Origin of the sequence: Barnesiella viscericola DSM 18177 (genome assembly GCF_000512915.1) — a bacterium.
GTDB classification, from domain to species: domain Bacteria; phylum Bacteroidota; class Bacteroidia; order Bacteroidales; family Barnesiellaceae; genus Barnesiella; species Barnesiella viscericola.
In genome coordinates this window covers 485,650-511,150 of sequence record NZ_CP007034.1, presented here as the reverse complement: position 1 = coordinate 511,150, position 25,501 = coordinate 485,650, and the positions used below count along the sequence as shown (strand labels likewise).

The 25,501-nt window shown below is 53.2% G+C and carries 25 protein-coding genes; 7 read left to right on the top strand and 18 right to left on the bottom strand.

Annotation, left to right across the window (positions count from 1 at the left end; genetic code table 11):
- Nucleotides 1-162: 162 nt before the first annotated feature.
- The 11 genes from BARVI_RS02150 to BARVI_RS02100 form a co-directional block, all read right to left on the bottom strand.
- On the bottom strand, nt 163-3,003 hold the full coding sequence (locus BARVI_RS02150) for a M16 family metallopeptidase (protein WP_051401067.1): 2,841 nt from the start codon (nt 3,001-3,003) through the stop codon (nt 163-165).
- Nucleotides 3,004-3,035: 32 nt separating this feature from the next.
- Complete coding sequence (locus BARVI_RS02145; RefSeq protein ID WP_025277649.1) at nt 3,036-3,257, bottom strand: helix-turn-helix domain-containing protein; 222 nt, start codon at nt 3,255-3,257, stop codon at nt 3,036-3,038.
- A 10-nt stretch (nt 3,258-3,267) separates the two neighbouring features.
- Nucleotides 3,268-3,897 (bottom strand): DUF2975 domain-containing protein, encoded by a 630-nt coding sequence (locus BARVI_RS02140; protein WP_157232475.1) that lies wholly within the window; start codon nt 3,895-3,897, stop codon nt 3,268-3,270.
- A gap of 122 nt (nt 3,898-4,019) precedes the next feature.
- Nucleotides 4,020-4,574: a response regulator transcription factor gene (locus tag BARVI_RS02135; RefSeq protein WP_051401066.1), complete on the bottom strand. Its 555-nt coding sequence runs from the start codon at nt 4,572-4,574 to the stop codon at nt 4,020-4,022.
- A gap of 9 nt (nt 4,575-4,583) precedes the next feature.
- Nucleotides 4,584-5,288, bottom strand: a complete 705-nt coding sequence (locus BARVI_RS02130) for a hemerythrin domain-containing protein (protein ID WP_025277646.1) — start codon at nt 5,286-5,288, stop codon at nt 4,584-4,586.
- Nucleotides 5,279-5,842 carry a 5-formyltetrahydrofolate cyclo-ligase gene (locus BARVI_RS02125; protein WP_025277645.1) on the bottom strand — a complete coding sequence of 188 codons (564 nt, stop codon included), beginning with the start codon at nt 5,840-5,842 and terminating at the stop codon, nt 5,279-5,281. The genes BARVI_RS02130 and BARVI_RS02125 overlap by 10 nt, the downstream gene beginning before the upstream one ends.
- 6 nt (nt 5,843-5,848) lie before the next feature.
- Complete coding sequence (locus BARVI_RS02120) at nt 5,849-7,495, bottom strand: S41 family peptidase (protein ID WP_025277644.1); 1,647 nt, start codon at nt 7,493-7,495, stop codon at nt 5,849-5,851.
- A 171-nt stretch (nt 7,496-7,666) separates the two neighbouring features.
- Nucleotides 7,667-8,140, bottom strand: coding sequence for a deoxycytidylate deaminase (locus tag BARVI_RS02115; RefSeq protein ID WP_025277643.1), 474 nt, complete (start codon nt 8,138-8,140; stop codon nt 7,667-7,669).
- Nucleotides 8,141-8,293: 153 nt separating this feature from the next.
- A complete protein-coding gene (locus BARVI_RS02110) occupies nt 8,294-9,184 on the bottom strand; it encodes a carbon-nitrogen hydrolase (RefSeq protein WP_025277642.1) in 891 nt (296 codons plus the stop codon).
- 16 nt (nt 9,185-9,200) lie between these two features.
- Nucleotides 9,201-10,232, bottom strand: coding sequence for an agmatine deiminase family protein (locus tag BARVI_RS02105; protein WP_025277641.1), 1,032 nt, complete (start codon nt 10,230-10,232; stop codon nt 9,201-9,203).
- Nucleotides 10,229-10,768 (bottom strand): ferredoxin domain-containing protein, encoded by a 540-nt coding sequence (locus tag BARVI_RS02100; protein WP_025277640.1) that lies wholly within the window; start codon nt 10,766-10,768, stop codon nt 10,229-10,231. Before BARVI_RS02100 ends, BARVI_RS02105 begins: the two co-directional genes overlap by 4 nt.
- Nucleotides 10,769-11,047: 279 nt before the next feature.
- Between BARVI_RS02100 and BARVI_RS02095 the strand changes: the two genes are divergently transcribed.
- Nucleotides 11,048-11,284 (top strand): hypothetical protein, encoded by a 237-nt coding sequence (locus BARVI_RS02095; RefSeq protein WP_025277639.1) that lies wholly within the window; start codon nt 11,048-11,050, stop codon nt 11,282-11,284.
- 161 nt (nt 11,285-11,445) lie between these two features.
- Nucleotides 11,446-12,615, top strand: coding sequence for a TlpA disulfide reductase family protein (locus tag BARVI_RS02090; protein WP_198015977.1), 1,170 nt, complete (start codon nt 11,446-11,448; stop codon nt 12,613-12,615).
- A gap of 112 nt (nt 12,616-12,727) precedes the next feature.
- On the opposite strand, the gene rplI is transcribed toward BARVI_RS02090, so the two are convergent.
- From rplI to BARVI_RS02065, 5 genes are all read right to left on the bottom strand, one after another.
- A complete protein-coding gene (rplI, locus tag BARVI_RS02085) occupies nt 12,728-13,171 on the bottom strand; it encodes a 50S ribosomal protein L9 (protein WP_025277637.1) in 444 nt (147 codons plus the stop codon).
- A 22-nt stretch (nt 13,172-13,193) separates the two neighbouring features.
- Nucleotides 13,194-13,463: a 30S ribosomal protein S18 gene (gene rpsR, locus BARVI_RS02080; RefSeq protein ID WP_008861846.1), complete on the bottom strand. Its 270-nt coding sequence runs from the start codon at nt 13,461-13,463 to the stop codon at nt 13,194-13,196.
- A gap of 3 nt (nt 13,464-13,466) precedes the next feature.
- Complete coding sequence (rpsF, locus tag BARVI_RS02075; RefSeq protein WP_025277636.1) at nt 13,467-13,826, bottom strand: 30S ribosomal protein S6; 360 nt, start codon at nt 13,824-13,826, stop codon at nt 13,467-13,469.
- A gap of 135 nt (nt 13,827-13,961) precedes the next feature.
- Entirely contained in the window at nt 13,962-15,113 is a 1,152-nt protein-coding gene (gene araJ / locus BARVI_RS02070) for an MFS transporter AraJ (RefSeq protein WP_025277635.1), read from the bottom strand.
- Between the two features lie 196 nt (nt 15,114-15,309).
- Entirely contained in the window at nt 15,310-15,738 is a 429-nt protein-coding gene (locus BARVI_RS02065) for an Hsp20/alpha crystallin family protein (protein WP_025277634.1), read from the bottom strand.
- Nucleotides 15,739-16,098: 360 nt separating this feature from the next.
- Between BARVI_RS02065 and BARVI_RS02060 the strand changes: the two genes are divergently transcribed.
- From BARVI_RS02060 to BARVI_RS02050, 3 genes are all read left to right on the top strand, one after another.
- On the top strand, nt 16,099-17,304 hold the full coding sequence (locus BARVI_RS02060; protein WP_025277633.1) for an L-serine ammonia-lyase: 1,206 nt from the start codon (nt 16,099-16,101) through the stop codon (nt 17,302-17,304).
- Nucleotides 17,305-17,510: 206 nt separating this feature from the next.
- On the top strand, nt 17,511-17,966 hold the full coding sequence (locus BARVI_RS02055; protein WP_025277632.1) for a MarR family winged helix-turn-helix transcriptional regulator: 456 nt from the start codon (nt 17,511-17,513) through the stop codon (nt 17,964-17,966).
- 21 nt (nt 17,967-17,987) lie between these two features.
- Nucleotides 17,988-19,019, top strand: coding sequence for an alpha/beta hydrolase (locus BARVI_RS02050; protein WP_038534237.1), 1,032 nt, complete (start codon nt 17,988-17,990; stop codon nt 19,017-19,019).
- A gap of 85 nt (nt 19,020-19,104) precedes the next feature.
- On the opposite strand, the gene BARVI_RS02045 is transcribed toward BARVI_RS02050, so the two are convergent.
- Together BARVI_RS02045 and BARVI_RS02040 are read right to left on the bottom strand one after the other, a co-directional pair.
- The gene (locus BARVI_RS02045; protein WP_025277630.1) at nt 19,105-19,956 is read right to left on the bottom strand and encodes an outer membrane protein assembly factor BamD; all 852 of its coding nucleotides are present in this window, start codon (nt 19,954-19,956) and stop codon (nt 19,105-19,107) included.
- A gap of 23 nt (nt 19,957-19,979) precedes the next feature.
- Nucleotides 19,980-22,196, bottom strand: coding sequence for a RelA/SpoT family protein (locus tag BARVI_RS02040; protein ID WP_025277629.1), 2,217 nt, complete (start codon nt 22,194-22,196; stop codon nt 19,980-19,982).
- A 122-nt stretch (nt 22,197-22,318) separates the two neighbouring features.
- On the opposite strand from BARVI_RS02040, the gene BARVI_RS02035 reads away from it, so the two are divergent.
- Entirely contained in the window at nt 22,319-23,836 is a 1,518-nt protein-coding gene (locus BARVI_RS02035; RefSeq protein WP_025277628.1) for a DUF4301 family protein, read from the top strand.
- A gap of 172 nt (nt 23,837-24,008) precedes the next feature.
- The gene (locus tag BARVI_RS02030) at nt 24,009-25,466 is read left to right on the top strand and encodes a DEAD/DEAH box helicase (protein ID WP_025277627.1); all 1,458 of its coding nucleotides are present in this window, start codon (nt 24,009-24,011) and stop codon (nt 25,464-25,466) included.
- The last annotated feature ends 35 nt before the right edge of the window (nt 25,467-25,501 follow it).

The following is a 25,501-nucleotide window of genomic DNA, read 5'->3' as shown; positions in this document are numbered from 1 at the left end:
ATGTGGCTACGGTCATTCCGTGCACTCTCGTCATTCCTCACTTGATGCGGAATCCAGATACCGCGACGAGGTGGTTTAAAAAAGAAGCGGGAGGATACTCGACGGTATCCTCCCGCTATGGGTATCGTCGGCAAGGGCGAACCTTACCGGGTAATAAGGTCTTTACTTGGCTTCGTTTTCTACGACACCGGTCATGGTTACCTCGATGATGTTCTTTCCGTCGAACAATTTCTTGGTGAAGGCTTTCATGTCGTCGATGGTGATGCTGTTGAGCGTCTCTTCGTAGTTGGTGTCGTTATCGCCATAACCCAGTTCGTTGCTGCGAATGATTTCTCTCCAATAGGAGTTTTCACGTTGGTTCTGGGCGTGCTTTTTGAGCATGTATTCTTTTACTTTGGCAAAATCTTTTTCGCGAGGACCTTCGTTCACTACTTTCATCAACTCGGCGTGAGCACGCTTGGTAAGGCGTTTCTCGTCTTGCGGGTTGGTGTCGAATCCGAAGAGGAACAGCCACGAGTTATCGACGGGCGAGAAATCGGCCATGGTACCTACGCCGTAGGTACCGCCCTCTTCCTCACGAATGGTCTCGGTATAGACAATGTCCATCACCTGGTCAAGGATACTGAGCATGAGGTAGTTGCGCAAATCGTATTTCTGGTCGCCCGAATAGATGGCATAGACGGTCGATTTGGCCGTTTCCATCGGCTGGTTGTAGTTGTTGTTGATGATGCCTTTTTGCGTTTCGATCAGTTTACCCACTTTCTCACGGTTCTTGTTGGCCGGGAGTGAGGCGATGTATTTCTCTACATAAGGTTTGAGCGAGTCGGTGTTGAAGCTACCGACGAATATGAAGGTATAGTCGGCGGCATTAGCCGTGCGCTCTTTGGCAATTTGGAGAATGCGGTCGTAGCTGATTTGGTCGATGTCCTCGGCTTTCATCTGACGGCGCAAGGGGTTGTGGTTGTAGAGTGTAGCCGACAGCGAGTCGCTGAAAATGTATTGCGGCGTATTGGCATAGTTGACGAGAGCGGCTTTCGATTGCTCTTTCCAGGCGGCAAAAGCCTCGTCGTCGCGGTGCAGGTCGGTAAAGGTGAGGTAGACGAGTTGCATCATCGTTTCGAGGTCTTTTGTAGCGCACGAAGCGAAAACCGACTCCTGAGCCTCGCTCAGCGAGAAGCTCGACGATACCTGCTTGCCGGCCAGAACCTTCATGAGGTCGGTTTTGCCGAATTGACCGAGACCGCCCAGCTCTACTACTTCGTTGAGCGATTTGAGGTCGAGAGCCAGAGTCGGGTCGCTGGTATTGTAGAGCGAATATCCGCCCTTGCTCACAGCCAGCATGGTGATTTCGTCGCTCTTGAAGTCGGTGGGTTTGAGCACCACTTTGGCTCCGTTGGAGAGGGTCCATTCGGTCGTGCCGAATTTCTTGCCGGCCGTGCTCTTGGTTACTTTACCAGCTACGGGCTCTTTCGAGATGAGGGGTTCGTTCGATACCTTGTCTACATAGGGGGCAACCTCCTCGGCCTCTACCTCTTTGATAGCAGCCAGCACCTGGGCTTTGTCGGGGTAGGTGACGCCCTCTTTGTCGGGACCGGTGAGCGAGATAACCATGTTGTCTTCGCTGATGAGCGATTTTACATATTGGTTCACCATGTCTACGGTGATGGCCGGCGACATTTGTTTGATGAGGTTGTACTCCATTTCAATGCCGGGGATATAGCCTCCATCGATGAAGTGGCGGATATACTCTTCGGCATAGTCGACGTTCTTGCGGTTGTTGCGCTCTTTGTAGAGGTTCTCATAGTTCGAGAGCATCGTGGCGCGAGCCCGGTCATACTCCGAAGCGGTGAATCCGTAACGGTCGATACGCTCGGCTTCACGCATGATGCCTTTGATGGCGTCGATGGCACCGTTGTCTTTACCCACTGCGATGAGAGTGAAGGCACTCTTGGTCTTCGATACGAAGAAGTCGCCGTCGAAGATGGCACCTGCAATGAAGGGAGCATCGGGTTTCTGGGTAATCTCGGTGATGCGGTTGTTGAACATGATACCTACCACGCCGTTCATGTAGTCGGTGATGGCACCGTTGATGGTACCTCTCATTTCACGCGGCATGGGGTCGTGTTTCATGTAGATGTCTACACGCGTGTAGGCAGCCTCCTTGTCCTTGTGGAAGGCGAAGATAGGCTCTTTGTTGTCGGGCACGTTGTAGTAGATGCGCTCGGCGGCGTTCTCGGGCATTTTGATTTTGCCGAAGAGCTCTTTGATCTGAGCCTCCATCTTGTCGGCATCGAAGTCTCCGATTACGATAATGCCCTGTTGGTCGGGGCGATACCATTTGTGGTAGTAGTCGCGCAAAGCCTGGTAGGGGAAGTTCATGACAACCTCCATTGTACCGATAGGCATGCGGTTGGCATACTGGCTGCCTTCGAACATGACGGGTACCGTGGCCTCCCAGGTGCGCCAGTCGGCATCGGCACGTGTGCGCCACTCTTCGTGGATTACACCACGCTCTTCGTCAATATCCTTGTCGTTGAGCGAGATGGCACAGGCCCAGTCATAGAGCACGAGCAGACACGAGTCTACCAGATTCTGATTCTGTGTGGGGACGTTGGAGATGCGGTATACCGTCTCGTCGAAACCGGTGTAGGCGTTGAGGTCCACACCAAATTTAATACCGTTGTTTTCGAGATAGTTGAGCATTGTCTTCCCGGGGAAATGTTCGGTCCCGTTGAAGGCCATGTGTTCGAGGAAGTGAGCCAAACCGCGTTGGTCCTCATTCTCGAGAATCGAGCCTACCTTTTGGGCAATGTGGAACTCGGCCCGGTTCTTAGGTGTTTCATTGTGGCGCACATAGTAGGTGAGACCGTTGTCAAGTACACCGTAGCGCACGTTGGGATCGATGGGCAATGCTTCCATCTGAGGAGCTTGCTGGGCCGGCACCCATTGGGCAATGGCCAGGAAAGCAAGTACTAATCCCGATTTTACCATTCGTAAATTCATTGTTGTTTGATTTAATGATAAATATAGGTTTATTATTTTGTTGTTTCTTCGTCGTCCTGATATTCGAGTATATCACCGGGTTGGCAGTTCAGTTCCCGGCAGATGGCTTCGAGAGTCGAGAAGCGCACGGCCTTGGCCTTTCCTGTCTTTAAGATAGAGAGGTTGGCGGGGGTAATATCGATTTTGCCCGAAAGCTCGTTGAGCGAAATTTTCCGTTTCGCCATCATGACATCAAGGTTGACAATAATCGGCATAGGCAATGATTTATATGGTGAGGTCCAACTCTTCGCGTTGTTTGTAGGCAATCTTCAATATTTCGGTCAAGAGTAGCAGTATGAATGCGATAGTGACCGATGCGCTCAACTCGGGATAGCAGAGGGTATTGTTGCCCAGGTCGAGATGGGAACGATAATAGCTGGTCGATATTAACATATCGATATAGCTGATAAGATAGAAGACAATCATGAAGTAGGAGAGCAGGCGCAACCGTTTGATGTTTTTGCGGTTCATGAGCCCGTCGGCAGCAACCGAGCGGATAAGTTTAACCAGCATGACTACCATGGCGATGAGTGCGGCCAGCGAGAGCAGCGCAAAGAATACGGCACTAATTTTCAGTCCCAACGGTATCATGGCATCGGGTATGTAGAGGATTCCGTCGGCCGACAGCATAAGCCCTGGTATGGTGCCATATTCAATTAGTTGCATCGATTGGGATTTGATTGTGCATATTTGCAGCGATGATTCTTCCAATCCGTTTTCCAACCCGATGAACGAGGAGTTGAATCCGAGCATGAACCCCTTGTAGAAATCGAGCACGATGGGAATGAGTATGAGCAGTGCAATTAACAGGGTGAGTAACCGTATCTTCCGTTGAGTTTGTTTGTCGTAAAACATGTGGACTATGTTGTATTGATAAGACAAAGAAAGGAATTATTTTTTAGACAAACAAGAAAAACAGTATATTTTTATCGTTTTTCGATAAAATGAAAGTGCTTTATGCGTATAAGGCCATTGGATTATTTGTTGTCGATGTCTGAGATGTAGCCATTCATCATGGCATAGAAACTGAGTCCCGACACGGTTTTGATGCCCAGTTTGGCGGTGAGGTTCTTGCGGTGGCTGAGCACCGTGTTGATGCTGATATTCAGTTGGTCGGCAATCTCCTTGTTCATGAACCCCTTGGCTACCAGTTTCAACACCTCGGTCTCGCGGGGAGAGAGGTCGTGGTTCAGATTCTCGGATTGTCGGTCGAGCTGTTCGATAAATCGTTCGATACGTTCGAGCATGGCCTCCTCGTTTTCATGGACCGGCAGCGCAGGGGCAAAGGTTTCGGTAGCCGTTTCGCAATGGGTGGTGAGCAACATGATTTTGCTTTTGCGGGGCAGGAAGAAATCGCTGTATGCTACCAGCAGGTCGGGTTGCAGAATATAGGCATCGAACTGTTCGGGGGTGTCGTTGAAGAAGCCGTCGGCCCGGTTGTAGAGCGCAGGAGTGACGTCGAAGTATCTTTGAAACAGATGCTTCAATCCGAGGTTCATCAACGTGTGGGGTGTAATGACAGCGATGCGCATGGTGTAGATTTATGCTTTGTCCCGGCAGGCTTTCAACATGGCGTCGGCGATGGGGCGCAAGATGCGGTTGCGAATTCGGTTGTGTTGCTTGATGTCCTTTTCGAGACTGTACAGGGCGAAGATGACACCGTGACACAGGTTAAGATCGTATTCGCCACGCAGGTGAATGACAAAGAGACTTTTCAGGTCGTCGAGCTTCTCTTCGAGCGAATCGGCTTCGTCGTGGTCGTAGCGGATATGGTCGCCGTAGGATTCGCCGTGCAGCACTTCGGCGGCCGCTCTGATGGCCGGGAACCACAGGGTGCGGTCCTTTTCGATGCGGGTCAGCAACTCCTTCTTCAACTCTTCAAAGAACTGTTTCATCAGTTCGAGGTTGTTGTTGTCGCTGTCGCTCTGGTTGATGAGCGAGTTGAAATGCCGCTCGATGTTGGGTATCTGGAACTGCTGGTAATAGGTGTTGGTCTGGGTAAGGTAGTCGACAATCTGGGTGGCACAGAACGATTTGAGCCGGTTCTCGGGGAAATAGTCTTCGTTGATGAAGGTGTTGAGAATCGTTACGAAAAATTCGCAGTCGAGATTTTTCTCCTCGCATACGGTGCGAATGTTCTTGTCGCCCACGCCCAAAATGATACCAAACCGGTTGATGACCGGTATCAGCGAAGGCTCGTTCAGGATTACGTCGCAAAGTTTGCTCTCGGCGTTGATTAGTGCCATATCTCGTCGTTTTTATAGATAATGTCGTTTTCGGTTACAATCAGGTCCATTTTCATGTCGTGGGGCTCGGTCGGAATCTCGTCGACCAGTTGCAGCCCGTAGCAGATGCCTATCTTGCGGGCCGGCGTCTGTTGCAACAATCGGTCATAAAAACCTTTGCCCCGTCCCAGCCGGTTCATCTGCCGGTCAAAGGCTACCCCGGGTACCACAATCCATTCGAGTCGGGCCGGGTCGATGGCGGTTGTCCCGGTCGGTTCCCAAATGTGGAAGGCCCCTTGTTTCATGGCCCCTTCGGCATAGGGGGCGACAATGAGGTCATCGCCGTCGACAATCGGCAGATAGAGCTGTTTGTCCCGGGCCCATTTCGAGAGGAGGGGGCGGGTGTCGACTTCGTCGGGCAAGGCGTGATAGAGCATCAGATGAACCACACGTTCAAAGCCGGGCAGCGACTCGATGGCCCGGCAAATCTGCCGGGAGAGCCGTTCCCGCTCGTCGGGTGTGATGCCCTGCTTCCGGTGCTTGATCTCTTGCCTGATTTGCCGCTTGTCGAGCATGGCCGGTTATTGTTTTTCTTGGGGCTCGGTCGGGCTGCTCAGCAGCTCTTGATATTGGTTGCCATCGTTCAGGATTTCCTGAGCCTTGCGCAGTGTTTCGTCATCGCGCAACAGCAATTTGTAGAAGGCCTCTTCGCCCAACATGTTGCGGGCTATGTAGGCTTGCAAGGTGTTGACGATGAGTTTGCGCGAGATGTTGATGTAGACGGGCCGAGGACGGATACCCTTTTGAGCGGCATATTGCACGAAGCTGTTCAGCAGCGTGTTGGCGTCGAGCATGGGCAGCAGCTCTTCCACGGTCTTGGCTTTGGCGAGGCGCTCCCGGTTCTTGTCGGTGTAGTCGAAGGAGTACTGGTAGAGCAGCCCTTCGTTGGCTACGTTGTTGAAGTAGGAGGTAACTCCCGTCGTATCGCGGGGCACGAAGACGTCGGGCATGATACCGCCGCCGCCATATACCTCACGACCGTTGACGGTGTGGAATACCAAGTCTTTGTTTTGCTTGATACTGTCGACGTTGAAGAACTCGCCGTGTATGTATCGGTTGACGATGTCCATGCTGTAATCGTCGGCCTTACCCAGTTGATACTCTTTCTGTATGCAGCGGCCCGAGGGGGTGTAGTAGCGGGCTACCGTGAGCCGTATGGCCGAGCCGTCGCGGAACGGAATCTGCTGTTGTACCAACCCTTTGCCAAAGGTGCGGCGACCCACGATGAGGCCCCGGTCGTTGTCTTGTATGGCCCCGGCAAAAATTTCGCTCGACGAGGCCGACCACTCGTCGGTGAGAACAATAAGCGGTGCTTCCTGGAAGGTGCCGGTACCGTTCGATATGGCATCTTCACGTTCGAAGGCTTTGCCCTCGGCATAAACGATGAGTCGGTTGGCCGGGAGCAATTCGTTGGCCATGTTGATGGGGGTATCCATCAATCCGCCACTGTTGCCACGCAGGTCGATGATAAAGTTCTGGGCCCCTTCGTTGTTCAGTTTGGAGAGGGCATTGATAAATTCGTCGTAGGTGGTGCGCCCGAATTTGCTCACCTTGATGTAGCCCGAACGGTCGTCGAGCATGAAGGCGGCGTCGACACTGTTGACCGGAATATCGCCCCGTGTCACCTCGTAGGTGAGGGGTTTCTTGGAGGTCTTGCGCAGAATTTCGAGCTTGACGGTCGATCCCTTGGGCCCTTTCAGGTGCTTCATCACCCCTTCGTTGGTAATCTCTTTGCCCACATAGGCCGAGTCGTCGACGGCCACAATGCGGTCGCCGGCCAGGATACCCACCTTTTCGGAGGGGCCTCCGGGTATCACGCTCACCACGTTGATGGTGTCGTTGAGGATATTGAACTGAATCCCTATTCCGCTGAACGAGCCCTCCAACTCCTCATTGACGCTTTCCAGGTCTTTGGCCGGGATATAGGCCGAGTGGGGGTCGAGTTCGCCCAAAATCTTGGGCATGACATTCTCAATCAGGTCGGCCCGGTTTACGGTGTCGACATACTGTTGCTCGATACATTGCAGCAGGCTCTCGATTTTGTCGTATCGCGCGCTGTTGCCGAAGGGAATTTCAGAAGAGAAGAATCGTCCGATCAAAATGCCTCCCACGACAGCGACGGCTACGAGCAGGGGGACCCAGACGAAACGAGCTTGTTTGTTGTTCATAATCGGTGCGGATAAATAATTAAACGCGTTCTTGTATTTTGGATTTCTGCGATAGGGAGCAGGCTTGGGTCAATGGAGGGTTGTCGTCTCTCCACTTGGCAAGGCTGCTCGGTATCGTTCTTTTCGATTTTCCGGTTTTTTACAGTGACCCAATGAAGATGATACTTCGTTTTATTGTCCCGAGGTTTGCGGTGTTTCGTCATCGGCTTGCGGGTCGATGAAATCGACGGTGATACCGGCCCGTCGCAAGAGGTCGATGCCGTCTTGCAGTCGGTAATATTCCGAGAAAACTACCCGTTTGATACCCGACTGGATTATCAGTTTGGCACACTCGATGCAGGGCGATGAGGTTACATACAGGGTAGCTCCGTCGCTGCTGTTGTTGCTGCGGGCCACCTTGGTGATGGCGTTGGCCTCGGCGTGCAACACGAAGGGGAAGGTGTGACCCGTCTCGTCCTCGCAGCAGTTTTCAAATCCGGCCGGTGTACCGTTGTAGCCGTCGGAGATTATCATTTTATCCTTGACAATCAAGGCTCCTACCTTACGCCGCTGGCAGTAAGAGTTTTCGGCCCAGATTTGCGCCATGCGTATGTAACGCTTGTCCAGGTTCAGTTGTTTGTCGGGGCTATTTGATTTCATATCCATATATCGACGATAATGATTTACAAAAATAGCTGTTTTGCGGGTATTTATCTTCTTTTTTTATCAAATAATAACGAAGAGCCTCTAAGAAAAATCAACGGGCCGTCGCGGCGGTATCGAAACGGGGTGCCGGGAACAATCCGACACCCCGTCCGGTCAGTCGACAAACCGGCGTAAAATGTTGTCGTAGGCGTCGATACGGCGGTCGCGCAGGAAAGGCCACCAGCGTCGCACATTCTCGCTGCGGGCCAGGTCGATGTCGACCACCTGGCACCACTCGCTGTCGCTGGGGGCGGCGGCGAGCATTTCGCCCTGAGGGCCGCACACGAAACTGTGTCCCCAGAACTGAATGCCGCGGGTCTGTTGCGAGGGGTCGGGCTCGTGCCCCACCCGGTTGACGGCAATCACCGGCAGGCCGTTGGCCACGGCATGTCCGCGTTGTGAGATAATCCAGGCCTCCTGCTGGCGCTTCTGCTCCTCGGGTGTGTCGGAACTCTCCCAACCGATGGCGGTGGGGTAGATGAGCAGGTCAGCCCCTTGCAGCGCCATGAGGCGGGCAGCCTCGGGGTACCACTGGTCCCAGCATACCAGTATGCCCAGAGTACCTATCGAGGTTTTGACGGGCGTGAATCCCAGGTCGCCGGGGGTAAAGTAGAATTTCTCGTAATAGGCGGGGTCGTCGGGTATGTGCATCTTGCGGTATTTCCCGGCCATGGAGCCGTCGGTGTCGAACACGACGGCCGTGTTGTGATAGAGACCGGGAGCCCTGCGCTCGAAGAGCGAGGTGACCAGCACGATGTGCAGGTCGGCTGCCAGTCGTCCGTAGAAATCGGTCGAGGGACCCGGAATGGGTTCGGCCAGGTCGAAGCAGTCGGTCGACTCGGTTTGGCAGAAGTAGAGGCTGTTGTGCAGCTCTTGCAGCACGACAAGCTGGGCCCCTTGGGCGGCACATTGTTCGATGCGCTGTTTCAGACGGTTCATGTTGTCGGTGATGTCGCCGCTATTGTGTTGTTGGACAAGTCCGACTTTGATTCTTTTTTCGCTCATGACGGTTATTCTCGTTTTATCGTAAAACATCTTTGGGGTATTGCATGGTCACGCAGTGCAGCGAACCGTGCTGACGAATGAGTGGCGAGCAATCTATTCCCACGATTTCCCGGTCGGGGAAGGCCTGTTGCAGTACTTGGGCGGCCGCCTGGTCGTTGGCAGGCTGGCGGTAGGTGGGGTATAGCACGGCATCGTTCATAATCAGGAAATTGGCGTAAGTGGCCGGCAGTCGCTCTCCGTTCTCGTCGTAGACGGCATTGGCCATGGGTAGGGGTAGCAGCCGGTAGGGTGTACCTTCGAGGGTGGTGAAGGTGCGCAACTGCTCCTCCATGCGGCGCAGAGCCTCGTAGTGCTCGTCGGTCGGGTCGGTGCATTGCACATACACGATGGTGTTGCCGGGGGCAAATCGGGCCAGCGTGTCGATGTGGCTGTCGGTATCGTCGCCGGCCAGATAGCCGTGGTCGAGCCACAGGACGCGTTGCAGACCGAAGGTCTCTTTCAGGTACTCTTCGATGCGGGCCTGTGACCACTCGCCGTTGCGGTTGGGCGAGAGCAGGCATTCGCTGGTGGTGAGCAGGGTTCCGGCTCCGTCGCTTTCGAGAGCACCTCCCTCGACCACGAAGTTGAGCCGGTTCTCATACCGGGCGTTGAACCGTCCCTGTCGGCAGAGTGTCGAGGTGATGAGGTTGTCGTAGTTGGCGGCAAATTTGAGTCCCCACCCGTTGAATTTGAAGTCGTAGATGGCGGGTGTTCCGTCGCAGAAGAGGGTGATGCCGCCATGGTCGCGTGCCCAGGTGTCGTTGGTAGGGCATTGGGCAAAAGTCACCGCTTCAAGGTCGACCACCCCTTGCAACAGCTGTTTCACTTGCTTGGGGTGAGGGGTGACGATGAGCAGCCGTTCGCGCCGGGCAATCTCACGGGCCAGTTCGATATAGCAGGCAGTCACCTCGTCGAGCATGTAGGCCCAATCGGTCTCCTCGTGGGGCCAGGTAAGCTGAATGCCCGATTGGGGATACCATTCGGCCGGGAAGAGTATCGCAGGGGTCATGGCTTCGGGGTTTGCGGTTTGCGGTCGAAATAGGGGCTCTTGGACGACACGCTCAGAGCCAGGGCGATGACTTGCTTGCAGTCGGGCAGCAGCTCCATCTCTTCGGCAGCAGCCCCGGCCGAGAACATCACCCGTGTGTCGATGCGCATGTCGGCCGCTTTGGAACAGGCCGAACCGATGGCGATACCTACGTCGATCGAGTTGATGGCGCAGGGATTCTCCTGGGGATTCTCGGCACAGGTGGGGTAGCCGCAATAGCCGCAGTTGAGACCTTGAACCTGTCGGCGGGTACCGAAGAGGATTACTGCGTCGGACTGTTCGATGTTGCCGGCATCGCGCAGGAAAAACTTCATGCCGCGCTTTTCGCTGGTGAGCCGCATCTGGTCGGCCAGAGCCAGCAGGTCGTCGCCGGTCACGGTAGCAATCTCGATAATGTCCACCCCTTTGCCTTTGGGGGCGGTGCGGGCCGCCATCATAATCTGTTTGGCCGCTTCGCACACAGCCTCTTTACGAGTGTTTCGTTCGTTATAAATCATTTTGCATGTCGTTTTTTCGGTAAGGCAAAGATAATAAATCTTGCTAAAAAAGCGATGGACGATCTCTGTGCAGGTGGAATTTTCGCCGTGTGGCGTTTTATGTGAAGGCTGGGGTATATCGGGGGAGGGTCTGTCCCGTTGATGACGTGAATGCAAAGCGTGAATTTCGGGGTGGAGGTGTATTGGCTTTTTTGTTTTTCTGTAATGCTTTTTTATAAAAGAATCATTATATTTGAACCAAATATATAATAATGTGTTTTGATTGCTAAATAGAATGCCATGAATAATGATGTTACAATCATAATTGATGATGTTATTAAGCAGTATCGCACATTGGACTTGTCGGAGGAGGTATTTCGGTCGATGATGGATGATGATCCGCAACTGGAAGCCGATTATCAAGAGTGGTGCGATACGATGGGCGTTTCGAGTCGGAAAGGTTTTGCCTATTACTACGAAGAGTATATCGAGCAACAGGATTCGGTGTGGGATAGTCTCGACGATCAGGACGAATAGAGGTCGGCACAGGGACAGAACTGGAAGAGTGTGGCCGGGTCGAATCAGGCTGTACAGAGTCCTCTATGTGTGGTTTTGGACTGGAAATATCGATTATCGGGGACGTGAAAGGGGAAGGTACAAAAATCTTCCGTATCTTTGTTCGTGAGAAACAGAAACGTATGAACAGAGTCTACTATCTGATGCTGCCTTTGTTGCTGTGTGCAGGTTGTGGGGGCGGTGTCGAAACCTCGTATGTGATTAACGGCCATGTGAGTAATGCCGATGCCGACGGCAATATTGTCTATCTGTCGCACAGTAATGGCGACGAGTTGGTCAATCTCGACAGTGCCATTGTCGACGGAGGGCTCTTCTCGTTCCGGGGCGAACAGGAGGTGCCGATTATGGCCTACCTGCGCTTCAACCGTTCGCTCGATTCGCTGGCTGTCCCTGTCCTGTTCGTATTGGAAAACGGTACCATAGAGGCCAAGATGGATACCGTACTCTCGACTGTGACGGGAACTCGGCAGAACGTGGATTTTGAGACCTATAAAGCCCGGTCGCACCGGTTGGATTCGCTGCGGAGTGTCTTGCATGACCGGTACCTCGATCTGGCTGACAAGGGACGAATGACCGCCGCTCTCGAACAGAAGATGTATGGACAGGATTGCCGGCTCGACAATGAGGAGGTAGACCTGGCCTATCGGTTTATCCGCAAGAACCGCAATTCGCCGGCTTCGCTTTGGTTGCTCGAATCGATGCAGAGCCGGTTCAGTGAAGCCGAGCTGGATAAGATACTGTCGGAGTTCAGGGGGAGAGACAAGAATGCACCCATACTCACCGATATTGCTCAACGCCTGCGCAATGCCGATAAGATAGAGCCGGGCAACCCCTATGCCGATGTGGCGCTGGTCGATATGTGGGGGCGGAACACCTCGCTGTCGGGGTATGTGGGCTATGCCCGTTATGTCGTCATCGGTTTTTGGCAAGCGGGCAGCGATCCCTCGTGTCGAGCCATGGTTCGGTTGGGGCAACTGTATCGCGAGTTTGGCTATCGGGGAGCCACTTTCCTGTCGGTTTCGCTCGACAACGATGCCGAGTTGTGGCGTGAGACCTTACAACGTCTAAGGTTGCCGGCTCATCAATGTATGGCAGCCGACCCCGACGAGGTAGAGTCGTGCTATGCGTTGGCCTCGGTCCCGGCCTTTGTGGTAATCAATCCCGACGGAACGATAAATTCCCGTAACTTGACTATTGAACAACTGGGTGGCAAGTTGCAGGAACTGTTGCCTTATCGCGTGCGTCGCGATACGGTAAGCCGCGTCGCGGTTAAGGCCGATTCCTTGAAGTAGTTTGCTTCACATTTCCTGTTCCCGGAAAAGGGGGAGAGGAAAAAGTTTTTATATAGACACAAAAAAAGCGCTCGACCTGGGTCGAACGCTTTTTCTATAAAGATTGAGTTGATTATTCGGCAACCACTTCAAAGGGAATCTCTACGCTAACCTCTTTGTGAAGTTTAATCGTAGCCTTGTAGTGACCCACTTCTTTCACGGGGTCTTTGATGATGATCTGTTTGCGATCTACGGTGTGACCCAGTTTTTCGAGAGCTTCGGCGATTTGGATATTGTTAACCGAACCGAAGATGGTACCTGTCGAGCTGGTTTTTGCACCGATGGTGAGTGATACACCTTCGAGCGAAGCAGCCAGAGCCAAAGCGTCGGCTTTGATTTTCTCGAGTTTGTGAGCACGTTGTTTCAGATCCTCTTCACGCATTTTCAGAGCCATGGGCGAAGCAATAACGGCTTTGCCTTGCGGAATGAGGTAGTTGCGGCCGTATCCGCTTTTTACAGTCACGATATCGTCTTTGTAACCGAGATTGGTGACGTCTTCTTTCAATATTACTTGCATGCTAAATTCCTCCTTCGTTTAATTATTTCATCATATCAGTTACATAAGGGAGCAGCGCCAGGTGACGGGCTCTTTTCACAGCTTGTGCAATACGACGTTGAAATTTCAACGAAGTTCCTGTGATACGACGGGGCAGGATTTTGCCTTGTTCGTTCAAGAATTTTTTCAGGAATTCAGGATCTTTATAGTCGATATACTTGATACCGTTTTTCTTGAAACGGCAATATTTTTTCTTTTTGATGTCTACCGACGGGGGAGTCAAATATCTGATTTCGGATTGTGCTTGTGCCATTTTTTAGTTCTCCTTTACTTCTTCTACTTTGTTAGACGATTTAACACTTCTTCTCTTTGCAGCGTATTCGGCGGCAAATTTGTCCATTCTGAACGTGAGGAAACGGATTACACGTTCGTCACGACGGAATTGAACTTCCAATTTGGCGATGACAGAAGGGTCGGCGTCAAATTCCAGCAGGTTGTAAAAACCGGTGGTTTTCTTTTGGATAGGATAGGCGAGCTTGCGCAATCCCCAGTTCTCTTCATTCACGATTACGGCACCTTGCTCGGTGAGAATCGTTTTGAATTTGTCTACCGCTTCCTTCATCTGTACATCAGACAAAACGGGAGTTAAAATGAAAACGGTTTCGTAATGGTTCATACTCGTTTAGTTTAACGTATTTGGTTAATAGTTTTTTATTTGCGGGGCAAAGGTAGAGATTATCTGGCAATTATACAACCTTTTGAGGCTCTTTTTCTGCAAATTTTTGCCGTTGCCGTCTGATATTTGTCGCTGTCAGACTCTTTTCGGTTCGTATTTTTTGTAGAACAGCATGAGCAGTACGGAGCCTACGAGGGCCAGCGGAGCCCCGATGAGAGCCGGATATTGGTAGCCGAGACCGGCCTCGATAGGCAGTCCACCCAGAAAGGCGCCGATGGCATTGCCCAGGTTGAAGGCTACCTGCACACAGGCGGCACCCAGCAACTCACCACCCTTGGCAAAGTGAATGATGGAGATTTGCTGGGGGCTCGATACGGCAAAAAGTCCGGTGGTGCAGAGGCACATGAGCAGGACGGTGAGCCAGCCTGTCGGTGCTGCGAAGAAGATGGCAAGCAGGGCCACGAAGAGAATGAACTGGGTGCAGGCAGCTACCCGGCCGGGGGTGTAGAGGTCGGAGAGTCGTCCTCCCAGCAGGTTGCCCACCACCATACCGAATCCCGCCAGTACCATCAGCAGGGTGATGCTCTCGGCCGAGAATCCCGATACCTGGGTGAGCAGCGGGTTGATGTAGCTGTACCAGCAGAATACACCGCCGTTGCCCAGCAGCGTGGCTCCCAGAATAAGCCAGGGGGCTTTCGTCTTCAAGAACCGGAACTGCCCTTTGAATCCCGTGTCGGGCAGACCCTCGACCTGTGGCACCCATTTCCAGATGAAATAGAGTACAATCAGGCTCCACACGCCCACCAACAGAAAGGTAAGTCGCCACGAGAGCAGCGTGCTCAGCGAGGTGCCCAGCGGTACCCCGAAGAGGTTGGCAATGGTCATGCCCGCAATCATAATCGACACGGCTTCCGACCCCTTGCCCTTGTCGGCCAGTTTCTCGGCCACAATCGAGGAGACCCCGAAGTAGGCCCCGTGGGGAAGCCCCGAGATGAAGCGGGCTATAAGCATCGTCCAGTAGTTGGGAGCTACCGAGGCAAAGAGGTTGCCCGCCATCATGAGGGTGGCCAACCCGAGCAGGATATTCTTCAACGGACGTCGGCGGGCCAGCGTGAGCAGAGGTGCTCCCGCGCATACGCCCAACGCATAGGCCGAGATGAGGTGCCCGGCCGTGGGAATACTGATGTGCAGATCGGTGGCTATGTAGGGAAGGATAGCCATCATGACAAACTCGGCGATTCCAAGCCCCAACGTGCCGAATGCCAAAGCGATAAGACTCTTTTTCATACGTACCTTAATAACCTATTGAACGCAGGGCGTGTCGGTCAAGGCAGCCCCCTGCGAAAACCGGGTGCAAAGGACGCAAATTCTTGCGGGTTGTACAATACTTTTGATTCTCTTTTTATGACAGGCGGGCAATAAAAAAAGCCGCGGCCTTTTTGCAAAAGGTCGCGGCCTGACTGGGATACTCTCCCGAAATCGTTTACTTAACTTCGATCGATTTTCTTACACCGGCATTGTTGTCAACAGGCAATTTGGGAAGTTCGACCGACAAAACGCCATGTTCGACATGAGCCGAAATTTTGTTTTTGTCGACATCGTCGGGCAATATCATGGTCTGTTGGAATTTCGAGTAAGAGAATTCGCGACGCAGATAGTGCTCTTTTTTCTTCTCGTCTTTGTTTTCCGATTTTTTCTCCATCGTGATCACGAGGTTGTCGTTCTCATCGACGTGAACCTGGAAATCGTCTTTTGTCATACCCGGAGCAGCCACTTCTACGCAGTAGTCGTTTTCATGTTCGATTACGTTGATAGCAGGTGCTGTAGCGTTGGCTCTTTCCATCCATTGGTTATCAAAGAAGTCATTGAAAATGTCGGGCAACCAACCTTGGTTTTTTCTCATGGGTACCATAGTTATAATCTCCTATCTTTAAGTTGTTTATTATCTGTTTTGGACCTCGGCTCTCTTTCGATTACCGAAATCGCCTAACTACTTGCAAAGGGTGTGCCAATGCTGTTTTTCCCCTTTTTCCCGGCAGTAGGGGTGACAAGAGTGCGCCGGAGTGGACATACTTGCGCCGAAGTGGTCTATTTGTCACCTGGGGAGCGACCGCTTCGACCCTTTTGGAAGGTGATTCCTTTCTCGCTTTCTCCCTTGGACTACTGTGCCAGAATTAGACTATGAGGGGTTTAAGAAATTTTTCCACTTCCGGTCGACCGGACGATGTGCATTTGTCGTATCTTTGTTCTATACTTATATATAATAGGTGTGATGAAAACGATTCGAGAGATATATCGCATAGGGTATGGCCCGTCGAGCAGCCATACGATGGGGCCTCGCAAGGCCTCGGAACTGTTTTTGGAGCGCCACCCCGAGGCGGCTGCTTTCGAGGTCACGTTGTATGGTAGCCTGGCTGCTACGGGGCGGGGACACTTGACCGACGTGGCCATTCTCGACACGCTGCGTCCGCACGCTCCGGTCGAGATTGTGTGGAAGCCGTCGGTATTCCTTCCGTTCCACCCCAACGGCATGACCTTTCGCTCGAAGAACAGCCAGGGCGAGGTGACCGACGAGTGGACCGTGTTCAGTATCGGTGGGGGCGCTTTGGCCGAAGAGGGCAAGGAACTCGACGCCTCGCCCGAACTCTATGCCATGAACAGCATGACCGAGATTCTCAACTGGTGCGAACGCACGGGACGCAGCTATTGGGAGTATGTGCAGGAGTGCGAGGATAGTGAAATCTGGAACTATCTGGGCGAGGTATGGACCGTCATGCGCCAGGCCATCGAGCGGGGTCTCGACCAGGAGGGTGTATTGCCCGGCCCGCTGAACTTGCGCCGGAAAGCCTCTTCCTATTATATCAAGGCCAAGGGGTATAAGGACAGCTTGAAGAGCCGGGGACTGGTCTTTGCCTATGCGCTGGCCGTGAGCGAGGAGAATGCCTCGGGCGGCCGCATTGTCACGGCACCTACCTGTGGGTCGTGCGGTGTGGTGCCTGCCGTGCTGTATCACTTGCAGCGGAGCCGCGATTTCAGCGACATGCGCATCTTGCGGGCCTTGGCTACGGCTGGCCTGGTGGGAAATATCGTGAAGCAGAATGCCTCGATTTCGGGAGCCGAAGTGGGGTGTCAGGGCGAGGTCGGCGTGGCTTGCGCCATGGCGTCGGCTGCGGCCAGCCAGCTGTTTGGCGGAAGTCCGGCACAAATCGAGTATGCCGCCGAAATGGGGCTCGAACACCACCTGGGCATGACTTGCGACCCGGTGTGCGGTCTGGTGCAGATACCCTGTATCGAGCGGAATGCCTATGCCGCGGCCCGGGCACTCGATGCCAATATCTATTCGGCCTTTACCGACGGAAATCACCGGGTATCGTTCGACAAGGTGGTCGAGGTGATGAAGCAGACCGGCCATGACCTGCCGTCACTCTACAAGGAGACGGGTGAAGGCGGTTTGGCCAAGGATTACGAGCAGATGTAGCCGGGGGCCGGCTCCCCACCCAAGATGGCTCTCGTGTAGAGGCGTCGGGGGAGGGACGGAGCGCGGTGACCGGGAGCGGCGTGGAAAGCGTTGTCCCCCGAAATAGGACAGCCTCTTTTTTGCAAAATGTGAGCAAAAGAGAGGCTAAATTTGTTTTTGTGGTATAGTTAAGTTACTTTTGTAGTTGTTTAAGCAATGATTAACTTATGAACTTTTCGGAACTAAACATAGAGATGCTCTTTGCTCTCATGAGCGGGAAGCTGTCGGCGGCCATCAATCGGAAACTGCACCGCAGTTTCCGCAAGTTGTCGATTGACATCACTCCCGAGCAGTGGACCGTGTTGTACTATTTGTGGTCGCGCGACGGGGTGACGCAGCAGGAGTTGTGCAACGTAACTTTCAAGGACAAGCCGAGTATGACTCGCCTGATTGACAATCTGGAAAAGCAGCAGCTCGTTATCCGCACACCGGGTGTGAAGGACCGTCGCATCAATCTCATACACCTCACCGACAAGGGTAGGGAGCTCGAAGATTCTACCAAACCGCTGGTCACGGCCATCATGCGCATGGCACTCGAAGGCTTCTCCGACAGCGAGGTCGAGATGGCTGGCGCGATGTTGGCCAAGGTTTTCGGTAATTTGAAAAACTCGTTGGAAGATTAACGGTAAAAGGTAAAAAAAGTAATGAAGAAGATTAGGTTTTCCAGGTCTCTGGCCGTCGTCGTGCTGCTAGGGGTAGCTACGGGGGTTTTTCTTTCGTTGGCGCAATACGGCCCCGACCGTTTGGGCGAAGGGTTTGAGTCTCGAACATTGGTCATGCCCGACGATTACAGCGGCCGGGTAGTGACCACGCTGGTGCGCAGCCTGTCGCCGTGTGGCGATGTGCATCGGGCAATCCTCTATGTGCATGGGTATAACGACTATTTCTTCCAGAAGTCGATGGCCCAAACCTTTACCGATTCGTGTTTCAATTTCTATGCTGTGGACCTGCGCAAGTATGGCCGCTCGCTGCTGCCGGGGCAGACGCCCTTTGAGGTGCGCGATTTGCAGGAGTATTTTGCCGACATCGATACGGCTTTGACGTTGATTCGCCAGGAGGGAAACCGCGAGATTGTGCTCATGGGGCACTCGACGGGAGGGCTCATCACCTCGCTCTACTGCGAGGCACATCGCGACAGCCTGCCGGTACAGGGGCTTATCCTCAACAGCCCTTTCCTCGACATGAACATGAGCGGCTTTTACGAGAAGGTGTTGGTCCCCCTTGTGTCGTCATGGGGCCGTTGTTTCAAGGGTACGAAAATAAGCCAAGGCAACTCCACAGCCTATGCCGAGAGTCTGTTGAAGGCCTATCACGGGGAGTGGGAGTATGATACCAACTTGAAATTCAAGGTCTCGCCGCCTGTTACGGCAGCTTGGGTGCGTGCCATACATCGTGGCCACAATCAGGTGCACAAGGGGTTGCACATACCGTGTCCCATCTTGTTGATGTATTCGAGTCAATCGGTGCAGGGCGATAAGTGGACTCCGCAACATCAGTCGGGCGATGCGGTACTCGATGTGAAGGATATTGCCCGCTACGGTCGTACGCTGGGTCCCCGGGTAACCGAGTTTGAGGTGCAGGAGGGGCTGCACGACCTGGTGTTGTCGAAACCGGCTGCACGCCAATCGGTCTATACCGAAATCTTCCGCTGGCTACGTAGCAACAATCTGGATTAGGCCGGGTGATTAGGTCGGGGCGGCCGTTTGATTCTGAACGCTATTCTCTTTTTTTACGCTCTCCCTCCCTTGCGGGGAGTACGATTTATTTTTCGGCCTGTTGCTTTTCGAGCTGCATTACCTGTTTGTCGGCCAGTTCAAGCGTGCGCACGTTGAGCTGGTATTCGCGGGAGAGGTCGTCGACGCTACGCATCAGGTTGTAAAGGTCGCGGGTCGCCTTGACCGCTTCGCGGGTAAGGCGGTCGAGGACGAGCGTGTAGCGGCTGCCTCCCAGATAGGTGAGGGTGATGGCCTTGTCGGTATTGTCGGCGATGAGCGAAGCCACGGCCGAGCATTGTCCGTCTTTGTAGGTGACGATTTCGGTATACTTTCCGTCGTTGCTGAATCGGTAGTTGTTGGCCCCGTCATACCCGATGGCCAGGGTCTCGGCTTTGCTTTTGTCGGGGAGGGTAACCCGTATGGAGCTGTGTTTCAGCGGTGCACTGCCGTAGTAGACGCTGGCCAGTTGCATCTGACCGTTTTCGGTCACCAGCACTTTCAACTGGCTGCGGGTGATGGCCTCCTGTTTGGGCAACTTGTTGTAGACGTAGTTTCCCTCGGTTTGATATTTGGCATCTTTCTCGAACCGGAAAGCCTTTTTGGCCGCTTCGAGTTCGCTGCGTCTCACTTTGAGTACGCTGTCGATATAGAGCAGGTTGCGTTCGCTCTCTTTCTGTTTGACTTTACACAGAAGCAACATACCCTCTTTAATCTGCTTGAAGGCTTTGGGGTACAATTGCTCGATGCTGTCGATGGCATTTCGGGCGCTTTCGTATTGACCAGCCTCGAAGAGCTTCACGGCTTTTTCATATTGCTCGCTGGCTTCGTGGCTGTTGTCGCCGCAGGTCGATAGCAAAATGGCACTGGCGCATATCCACAGGTAGAAGTGTTTAATCATATTGTGTTTTTTAGTTGTACATATCAATTTACCGAACTCCGTTGCACATCTTTCACTCCTTTCACGGTTTTGAGTTTCTTGATGAGACCGTTGAGAGCCGAGGTGTCGTCGACCATGACGGTGATGTGGCCCTGGAACAGCCCGTCGTTCGAGTCGATGGAGATGCCTCGCATATAGATGTTCTTCTCTTTCGAGATGATGGAGGTGATGTTGGTGACGATACCGATGTCGTCGTTGCCCACCACCCGCAGCACGCAGATGTATTTCGATCCCATCTTTCCCGACCAGCGGGCGTTGACCACCCGGTAGCGGTAGCGGCTGTATATGTGCTTGGCGTTGGGGCAGTCCTTGCGGTGTATCTTGATGGTTCCCTCGGTCGACACGAATCCGAAGATGTCGTCGCCGAAGATGGGGTTGCAGCACTTGGCCAGTTTGTAGTCGATACCCTTCACGTCGCCGCCGATGATGAGCTCGTCCTCTTTCGTCTCGTCGTGTTCGCTCGGTTGCAGGGTAAAATCCTCGGCCGTTCGCACCTCATACGGTTCGTTGTTCTCTTTCCGTTCGATTTCGAGGTAGAGGTCGATTACCCGGTTCACGTCGATGTGTTCGGCCGCCAGTTCATTGTAGAAATCGGTCACCGTCTTGTAGCCCATTTTTTTGATGAGCTTCATCATGATGCCGTCTTCCATCTCCATTTTGCGGTTCTTGAAGCGGCGTTGTAGCAGTTCCTTGCCATACTCGGCATCCTTGTTCTGCTGCTCGTTGAGAGCCTGCTTGATTTTTACCCGGCCCTTCGAGGTGGCGGCGATGTTGAGCCAGTCTTGCTTGGGAGTCTGGTTGGGCGAGGTGAGCACCTCGATGGTGTCGCCGCTTTTGAGTTTGTATTTGATGGTCTCGATTTTCCCGTTCACGCGACCGCCCACGCATTTGCAGCCCAGCCCGGTGTGAATGAGGAAGGCAAAGTCGAGCAGGGTGGCCCCCAGCGGCAGCTTGTACAGGTCGCCCTTGGGGGTGAAGACAAACACCTCCTTGTCGTAGAGGTCCATCTTGAAGTCGCGCATCAGCTCCAAGGCTCCGCCGTGTTCGGCCGCTTCGAGCACCTCGCGCACGTTGTTCATCCAGTCGTCGAGTCCCGACTCGCTCTTGATGCCCTTGTATTTCCAGTGGGCTGCCAGTCCGCGTTCGGCAATCTCGTCCATACGGCGGGTGCGTATCTGCACCTCGACCCAGCGTTGACCGGGCCCCAACACGGTGATGTGCAACGACTCATACCCGTTCGACTTGGGAATGGAGAGCCAGTCTTTCATACGCTTGGGGTTGGGTTGGTACATGTCGGTGACAATCGAGTAGACCTTCCAGCAGTCGGCCTTCTCCTGGTCGAGCGGAGTCTCCAAAATCACCCGAATGGCAAAGAGGTCGTAGATGTCTTCCAGGTCGGCCTTCTGCTTTTTCATCTTGTTCCAGATGGAAAAAATCGACTTGGTACGCCCCTTGATTTCAAAGTTCAGCCCTTCGGCTTCGAGCTTCCGTTTGACGGGTTCGATAAATTCGGTGATGTATTTGTCGCGGCTCCGTTTCGTCTCGTTGAGCTTGTGGGCTATCTGATCGTAGATTTCGCGGTTGGTATATTTGAGCGAGAGGTCTTCGAGTTCCGATTTGATGGAGTAGAGCCCCAGCCGGTGGGCCAGCGGCGCGTAGAGGTACGACGCCTCGCAAGCCACGTCGTAACGGTATTTCTCGTTGGGGTGATGGTTGATCATCTTCATCACACACAAGCGGTCGGCAATCATGATGATGATGACCCGAATGTCCTCGGCAAACGAGAGCAGCAGTTTGCGAAAGTTCTCACTCTCGACGGCCGCCTGCTTGGCATAGAGGCTGTTCGACTTGATAAGGCCCCGAATGACGTGGGCAATGTCGTCGCCAAACTCCTTTTGCACGGCTTCGATGGTGAGAAACTCGCTCACGACCAGATTGAAAATCGATACGGCAATGAGCATGCTGCGTTCCACCCCCACGCGGTCGCACAAGATGAGTGCCGTGTTGAGGTTGCGCACGACCGGATTGATGCCCTGTTTGTTTCGCTGGTAGTGCCCCGTGGTGACTGCTTCGGTGATGAGTTTGCGCATTCGATTGAAGTCGCTGAGCGACATGACCGGCACACTGTGACGCAGCAATTGCCGATAGGCCGACAGGACATTCTCTCTTTCCTCGGGGGTGAAATAGCTTTTTTCGGGCATAAGGTGTGACTATTATCAAAAAAATCTGTCTCAAATATATATTTTTATAGTTAAAAATGTGCTTTTTTTTAGAGCTTTTTGTAGTTTTGGGAACAGAATTAAAATTCATTATTTATATAGATATGTTTACAACAGAGGATTTAAACTTGTTTGCCGAGAAAGGTATCGACATTCGGGTGGTCGAAGACCAGTTGGCTTCGTTCAAACGGGGATTTCCGTTCCTGAAAATAGCCTCATCGGCATCGGTGGGGAATGGGATTTTGGCCCTCGATGAGCAGCAGGCCGAGCACTACCTCGATTTGTGGGAGGGGTATTTGAAAGACGGTCACAAGGTGGTGAAATTTGTCCCGGCATCGGGCGCCGCAAGCCGCATGTTCAAAGACCTGTTTGCCTTCCTTTCGGCCGATTATAACGAACCTGAAACCGACTTTGAAAAGAAATTTTTCGACTCGATCAATCACTTTGCATTCTATGCCGACCTCGATGCCGCTTGCCGGAAGAACGAGGGGAAAGGTATTGCCGACCTGATGGCTGCCGGCAACTACAAGGTCGTGGTGTCGAATCTGCTCGAAGACAAGGGCCTCAATTACGGTGCCCTGCCCAAAGGCTTGCTTAAATTCCATCATTATACGACGACCGACCGCACGGCCATGGAGGAGCACTTGACCGAAGGTGCTCTCTACGCAGCCAGTTCCGACGGCGAAGTGAATATCCATTTCACGGTATCGCACGAGCATCTGCCTCATTTCAAGGAGCTGGTCGCCTCGAAGAAGGCCGATTACGAGAAACGTTACGGGGTGCGTTACAACATCAGTTTCTCGGAGCAGAAGCCCTCGACCGACACGATTGCCGTCGACATGAACAACGAGCCCTTCCGTGAGAATGGCAAGGTGTTGTTCCGTCCCGGAGGTCATGGGGCTCTCATCGAGAATCTCAACGACATCGACGCCGAGGTAATCTTTGTCAAGAATATTGACAACGTGGTGCCCGACCGACTCAAAGCTCCCACCGTGCGTTATAAAAAGATTATCGGCGGCGTGCTGGTGGCCTTGCAGGCCGAGATAAACCGCTATACCGCCATGTTGAAGAGCGGCAAATATACCATCGACGATTTGCGCGAAATGATTCAGTTCCTGCACCGGAAACTCTTTGTGCGTAACGAAGAGACCAAGAATCTGGAAGATGCCGAACTGGCACTGTATCTGTTGCGCAAGTTCGATCGTCCCATTCGGGTGTGCGGCATGGTACGCAACTCGGGCGAGCCGGGCGGAGGCCCCTTTGTGGGCTACAATGCCGACGGAACCACTTCGCTGCAAATTCTGGAAAGTTCGCAAATCGATATGTCGAATCCCGAGGCTCGAAAACAATTCGAGTCGGGCACGCATTTCAATCCCGTCGACCTGGTATGTGCCGTACGGAACGGGCAGGGGGTGAAATACGACTTGCCCCGCTATGTCGACAAGAATACCGGCTTCATCTCGCACAAGTCGAAGAACGGACGCGAGTTGAAGGCGCTTGAACTGCCGGGCCTGTGGAACGGGGCCATGAGCGACTGGAACACCGTGTTTGTCGAGGTCCCTGCCGAGACCTTCAATCCGGTGAAGACGGTCAACGATTTGTTGCGTCCTCAACATCAGTAATCACGATGCGACGATATAACTACGGAATAGAGGGCGATATGCAACGGCATATCGCCTTTTTTTTGTACATTTGCTCCGTAAAAGAGAGGAGCAGGGGAAATGAGGCCTCGATGGCTTGTAATTCCTCGCGTTGAAATAGATAAATGAAAAGAAAAAATTTAAGGAGAAAGATATGACATTTGAAGAATTCGGATTGTCGGAAGAGGTTATGCAGGGGCTTGATGCCATGAACTTTCAAGAGGCTACCCCGGTGCAGGAACAAACCATTCCCGTGATATTGCAACGAAGAGATTTGATTGCTTGTGCCCAGACCGGTACGGGCAAGACGGCTGCCTATATCCTGCCTTTGTTGAATCTGCTCTCGGAGTATCCGGGCAGCGGCGACAAGGTGCGGGCGATTATTGTGGCACCTACTCGTGAACTGGCTCAGCAAATCGACATGCAGTTTGCCGGTTTCTCCTATTTCCTGCCCATCTCCACGGCTGTGGTATCGGGTGGGGGCGACGGCTCTTCGTGGGAACAACAGAAGCGCGGGTTGACCCTGGGTGCCGATATCATTATCGCTACACCGGGGCGGCTCATCTCGCACCTGAACATTTCGAATGTTGATTTTTCGGGCGTCGAGTATTTTATTCTCGATGAGGCCGACCGCATGCTCGACATGGGTTTCTACGACGACATCATGAAGATAGGCAACAGCCTGCCCGCCAAGCGGCAGACCATCATGTTCTCGGCCACCATGCCGCCCAAGATTCGCCAGTTGGCTAAGAATATCATGAACGACCCGGTAGAGGTGAATGTGGCCATCTCGAAGCCCAACGAGGCTATCGACCAGTCGGCCTACGTCTGCTACGAGACTCAGAAAATGGGGATTATCGACTGGCTATTCAGAGAGCCCACCGGCACGAAGACCATCATCTTCTCGTCGTCGAAGCAGAAGGTGAAGGAGCTGACTTTCGCACTCAAACGGAAAAAGTACAAGGTGGCAGCCATGCACTCCGATTTGGAACAGCCCGAGCGCGAGGCAGTCATGCTCGATTTCAAGAACAACAAAATCGACATTCTGGTGGCTACCGATGTGATTTCGCGGGGTATCGACATCGACCAGATAGGATTGGTCATCAACTACGATGTGCCTCACGACCCCGAGGATTATATCCACCGCATCGGTCGTACGGCCCGGGCCAATGCCGAGGGTACGGCCATCACCTTTGTCTCGGAGAAGGAGCAGGGTAAGTTCCACCGCATCGAATCATTCTTGGGTTATGAGATTGCCAAACGGGAATTGCCCGAGGGTTTGGGCGAAGGTCCGGTATATGCTCCCGCCCAGGAGAACGGCGGTCGTCGTCGCGGCCGTGGCGGTAGAAACAACGGTGGGGGTGAAGGTCGCAACGGAGGCCGTTCCCGCAATCGTCGTCGGGGTGATAAGGGGGCCAGGGAGAATGTTTCGAAGCCCCCGTCGGCTAAAAATACGAAGGCTGCCGCACCCGAAAGTCCGAAGAAGGAGGGGGGAGAAAACGTGGCCCAACAGGCTCAGAAGAGCTCGAATGCAAGACGTCGGAATCACCGTCGTCGGCGCTCCCGCTCGTCCAACAACGGCAACACTCCGTCGGGACAAAGTGAGCAGTAATCTTGCAAATGTAAATTATCTCTTTATAATAGGTT

Excerpts from the sequence above, each read along its gene's own strand:
- BARVI_RS02065 (WP_025277634.1), bottom strand. The coding sequence starts at position 15,738 with ATGGTACCCATGAGAAAAAACCAAGGTTGGTTGCCCGACATTTTCAAT.
- BARVI_RS02140 (WP_157232475.1), bottom strand. The coding sequence starts at position 3,897 with ATGTTTTACGACAAACAAACTCAACGGAAGATACGGTTACTCACCCTG.
- BARVI_RS02150 (WP_051401067.1), bottom strand. The coding sequence starts at position 3,003 with ATGAATTTACGAATGGTAAAATCGGGATTAGTACTTGCTTTCCTGGCC.
- rpsF (WP_025277636.1), bottom strand. The coding sequence starts at position 13,826 with ATGAACCATTACGAAACCGTTTTCATTTTAACTCCCGTTTTGTCTGAT.
- BARVI_RS02095 (WP_025277639.1), top strand. The coding sequence starts at position 11,048 with ATGAATAATGATGTTACAATCATAATTGATGATGTTATTAAGCAGTAT.
- BARVI_RS02135 (WP_051401066.1), bottom strand. The coding sequence starts at position 4,574 with ATGCGCATCGCTGTCATTACACCCCACACGTTGATGAACCTCGGATTG.
- araJ (WP_025277635.1), bottom strand. The coding sequence starts at position 15,113 with ATGAAAAAGAGTCTTATCGCTTTGGCATTCGGCACGTTGGGGCTTGGA.
- BARVI_RS02130 (WP_025277646.1), bottom strand. The coding sequence starts at position 5,288 with ATGGCACTAATCAACGCCGAGAGCAAACTTTGCGACGTAATCCTGAAC.
- BARVI_RS02040 (WP_025277629.1), bottom strand. The coding sequence starts at position 22,196 with ATGCCCGAAAAAAGCTATTTCACCCCCGAGGAAAGAGAGAATGTCCTG.
- BARVI_RS02045 (WP_025277630.1), bottom strand. The coding sequence starts at position 19,956 with ATGATTAAACACTTCTACCTGTGGATATGCGCCAGTGCCATTTTGCTA.
- BARVI_RS02050 (WP_038534237.1), top strand. The coding sequence starts at position 17,988 with ATGAAGAAGATTAGGTTTTCCAGGTCTCTGGCCGTCGTCGTGCTGCTA.
- BARVI_RS02145 (WP_025277649.1), bottom strand. The coding sequence starts at position 3,257 with ATGCCGATTATTGTCAACCTTGATGTCATGATGGCGAAACGGAAAATT.
- BARVI_RS02035 (WP_025277628.1), top strand. The coding sequence starts at position 22,319 with ATGTTTACAACAGAGGATTTAAACTTGTTTGCCGAGAAAGGTATCGAC.
- BARVI_RS02100 (WP_025277640.1), bottom strand. The coding sequence starts at position 10,768 with ATGATTTATAACGAACGAAACACTCGTAAAGAGGCTGTGTGCGAAGCG.
- rpsR (WP_008861846.1), bottom strand. The coding sequence starts at position 13,463 with ATGGCACAAGCACAATCCGAAATCAGATATTTGACTCCCCCGTCGGTA.
- rplI (WP_025277637.1), bottom strand. The coding sequence starts at position 13,171 with ATGCAAGTAATATTGAAAGAAGACGTCACCAATCTCGGTTACAAAGAC.
- BARVI_RS02115 (WP_025277643.1), bottom strand. The coding sequence starts at position 8,140 with ATGGATATGAAATCAAATAGCCCCGACAAACAACTGAACCTGGACAAG.
- BARVI_RS02105 (WP_025277641.1), bottom strand. The coding sequence starts at position 10,232 with ATGACCCCTGCGATACTCTTCCCGGCCGAATGGTATCCCCAATCGGGC.
- BARVI_RS02090 (WP_198015977.1), top strand. The coding sequence starts at position 11,446 with ATGAACAGAGTCTACTATCTGATGCTGCCTTTGTTGCTGTGTGCAGGT.
- BARVI_RS02055 (WP_025277632.1), top strand. The coding sequence starts at position 17,511 with ATGAACTTTTCGGAACTAAACATAGAGATGCTCTTTGCTCTCATGAGC.
- BARVI_RS02120 (WP_025277644.1), bottom strand. The coding sequence starts at position 7,495 with ATGAACAACAAACAAGCTCGTTTCGTCTGGGTCCCCCTGCTCGTAGCC.
- BARVI_RS02125 (WP_025277645.1), bottom strand. The coding sequence starts at position 5,842 with ATGCTCGACAAGCGGCAAATCAGGCAAGAGATCAAGCACCGGAAGCAG.
- BARVI_RS02030 (WP_025277627.1), top strand. The coding sequence starts at position 24,009 with ATGACATTTGAAGAATTCGGATTGTCGGAAGAGGTTATGCAGGGGCTT.
- BARVI_RS02110 (WP_025277642.1), bottom strand. The coding sequence starts at position 9,184 with ATGAGCGAAAAAAGAATCAAAGTCGGACTTGTCCAACAACACAATAGC.
- BARVI_RS02060 (WP_025277633.1), top strand. The coding sequence starts at position 16,099 with ATGAAAACGATTCGAGAGATATATCGCATAGGGTATGGCCCGTCGAGC.